The organism is Shigella sp. FC1967, from assembly GCF_001743005.1.
Taxonomy (GTDB): Bacteria; Pseudomonadota; Gammaproteobacteria; order Enterobacterales; family Enterobacteriaceae; genus Proteus.
Genome location: NZ_MIIZ01000822.1, coordinates 1 through 2926 on the forward strand (window position 1 = coordinate 1; position 2926 = coordinate 2926).

Here is a 2926-nt window from a genome sequence, read left to right on the forward strand (position 1 = left end):
TAATCACTTGATTAATTTTTCTCACAGAGCGACTTAATTGCATTCTGTATGACTTCTACGGATTTTTTTCTTTTCAGGTGAATTAGGATCTGGCAGTAAAATCACATCAATCAACTGTGCTTTTACTTTTCCACTTTTCCATTTGTTTTATTGTCGATTTCATTAAGTGGGTACTGCATCAGTGTTGCTGGATTAATCACAAACCAAGCACCATCAGCACGACAATTGAGCATCACTTCTTCCCGCGTAAATGGCCAATCATCACCAAATTGAAGTTTACTCACTGTTGAAATAGGTGCCGCAGAGAATGCTTGAAAAGAGAAAAGCATTAACATTCCCACTAATAAAAAAACGTTTCATGTGGATATCTCACTTAAGAAATTAGGTTTTTTCGATTATATAACAAGCTATACAGGTGAGTTAATCGCAAAGATGGCTACGGTAAAAATAACCATTGTTCCAAGTAATAATTCAAACCAGCTATTTACTAGCAACCATTGAAAATTATTTTTTTTTACGTATATTAGGAACTAACACATAGCGATTAATTACGGCTAGACCAAGCATTAACACCACTAAACTAATTTTAAGCCATAGCATACTTTGATATTCGGATGATAATTGTACTGATGGCCATCCTGGAATTAACATAATGGCACTGATAATACCAGTAATAGTAACCAATAGAACAGCAATATGACCTAAAAGCGAAAATCGCTTCATTGTCCCAATGATAGGTTTGAGCATCCCATCTGCAAGTTCATCTTTATTCCGTAAAAATTGCAAACAAGCAACAAATGGCCACAGTCCCCCAAACCAATATGCAGCACTAATAAGATGAATACTTTGGTTAACTTTATAAAATATCGCTTCTGCTCCTGTAAACATAGCACCATGACCAATTGATGCATGTAAGATCAACATAATTGAAGCAACAATTAATAAAGAGAAGTTACGAAGATGACGTTGATGTATAAATAAAAAAAGTAAATGCAACGGTTGCTAATACTAATTGCCATTGCCAAACTTGACCAAATGAAGTACCTAATACTGCCTTCCATATTTCAAACGACCAAGCATCCTCCCATCCGTCCCCCATAATACCGGATTGTACTGCCATCCATAAATAAGTCGTAACAAATACAGTAACAGTACTAATCGCTAATGCAGGACGCAAACGAACTTGAATAAGAGGAATAAACTTATCTTTTGCAAGAATGGCAGCCGAGAAGCTCAGTCCGAACATAAACATGACTGCCACAAAATGGAAAAAACGGCATAAAATATAAACGTCTTCAGGTGTCATTATTTTACACTAAATTGATAAGAACCTTTTGTCTTGTGCCCATCAACGGAAACAACGTTCCAATTAACCAAATAATTACCTTCAGCTAAATCACTTTCTAAAGGCAGTAATAATTTAGTGTTGTTAACAGGGTCTAAGCTCAACTTTCCTACCGTGATTTCTTTGCCATCGCTATCAGTAACTTTGATTTTGCTAAAGGCTAATTCAATACCTTCAGAGAAGTCTAACGTAATAACTTTCGGCGCTTGGGCTTGTTCAATCGCTGCGCCTTCAGCAGGTAACTGTGATTTTAAGTGTGCGTGTGCTAATGCTTGTTGGTATGACATACCAAGGAATAAAACAGCAATAGCTGATAATTTACCCCAAGATGTCTTAAGTGTATTTAATGACATAATAACCTCTTAAATTACAGGTGATTTTTTTATTTTATGAAAATATTTTATAGCAAATTTACGTCAAGATCTTCGCTTCTTGATATTAGAAATAAAAAGGTTGTGAACTAGCACTCAAAATATATGTTATTTAGACCAGTTTCTGTTTCAGATATCACCCATTTTTTACACTTCAAAAAAAATATAATACCCATATTGACAGTCTAAACAGTTCAATACATAACCAAATGCAATTAAAAAACAAAATAACCTTCCTGTATAAATAGCATTCAATAAGTATTTTGAGGATAAAAAACAGACAATATAAATAAGAAAAGAGATAAGAGATAAGAGATAAGAGATAAGAGATAAGAGATAAGGATAGTAAGAATAAAAAGGGAGGTAGTAGAGAAGAATAAAACGCCCTGCTATTCATTCATAACAGAGCGCAATTAATTAGGTCATCTAAATTTTAGCCAATAATTAGACATGTGCAGATGTTGATAATGTATTCAGATCTTTATCTAACAAGAATAAAGCTTTACCACTGTCACCAACCATTGCTAATTTATCTAGGATTGATTTAAATAATTTTTCTTCTTCATGCTGTTCTGCAACATACCATTGTAAGAAGTTAAATGTTGAATAATCCTGAGTTGTCATTGCAACATGTGCTAATTTATTAATCTCAGATGTGATATGTTTTTCATGTTCGTAAGTTTTATCGAATAATTCAGATAATGATGAAAATTCAGCAGGTGGAGCTTCAATCGCCCCAAGTAAAGGCATTGCACCTGTATCACTTAAGTAATCAAATAAACGGTGCATATGTTCCATTTCTTCACGAGAGTGGGCTTTTAAAAAATTTAGCAGCTCCATCAAATCCTTTATCGTTGCACCAAGCACTCATTTGCAAATACAAATTTGCCGAATAAAACTCTAAATTTAGCTGTTCATTCAATTTATTGATCATATCTTGATGTAACATATTTTACGTCCTTTACGATAAAAATTAACATTATGGATATTATGCACAGTTAAAAATAAAAAATATAGCTATTTAAGTGTGATTTTATTTGTTTTTTCAATTAATTAACTGTAATAAAAATAAAAACCAATCTCATTTGTAATATACTTTTAACCCTATTAAAAAACTAAATAGTACTTATTATCATTAAGGATGGATATATATTTAATTATTACCAAAAAAAACAATGTAACGCATTGAAATATATAGATATAAACATCA

General features: G+C 32.5%; 3 protein-coding genes and 2 pseudogenes. All 5 read right to left on the bottom strand.

All coding sequences use genetic code 11. The features are described from left to right. Positions 1 to 33: 33 nt before the first annotated feature. The 5 genes and pseudogenes from BHE89_RS27110 to ftnA all read right to left on the bottom strand — a co-directional run bounded on the left by BHE89_RS27110 (position 34) and on the right by ftnA (position 2665). Positions 34 to 105 (bottom strand): hypothetical protein, encoded by a 72-nt coding sequence (locus tag BHE89_RS27110; protein WP_353615132.1) that lies wholly within the window; start codon positions 103 to 105, stop codon positions 34 to 36. Between the two features lie 17 nt (positions 106 to 122). Next, positions 123 to 329 (bottom strand): DUF2511 domain-containing protein, encoded by a 207-nt coding sequence (locus tag BHE89_RS13775; RefSeq protein ID WP_286146142.1) that lies wholly within the window; start codon positions 327 to 329, stop codon positions 123 to 125. 78 nt (positions 330 to 407) lie between these two features. After that, positions 408 to 1306, bottom strand: a pseudogene (copD, locus tag BHE89_RS13780) (copper homeostasis membrane protein CopD). Then, positions 1306 to 1698 carry a copper homeostasis periplasmic binding protein CopC gene (gene copC, locus BHE89_RS13785; RefSeq protein ID WP_069369373.1) on the bottom strand — a complete coding sequence of 131 codons (393 nt, stop codon included), beginning with the start codon at positions 1696 to 1698 and terminating at the stop codon, positions 1306 to 1308. The pseudogene copD and the gene copC overlap by 1 nt, the downstream one beginning before the upstream one ends. A gap of 462 nt (positions 1699 to 2160) precedes the next feature. Then, positions 2161 to 2665 (bottom strand): annotated as a pseudogene (ftnA, locus tag BHE89_RS13790) (non-heme ferritin). Between the last annotated feature and the right edge of the window lie 261 nt (positions 2666 to 2926).

Bases quoted from the DNA above. Each gene is read 5' to 3' on its own strand.
- BHE89_RS13775 (WP_286146142.1), bottom strand. From the start codon at position 329: ATGCTTTTCTCTTTTCAAGCATTCTCTGCGGCACCTATTTCAACAGTG.
- copC (WP_069369373.1), bottom strand. From the start codon at position 1,698: ATGTCATTAAATACACTTAAGACATCTTGGGGTAAATTATCAGCTATT.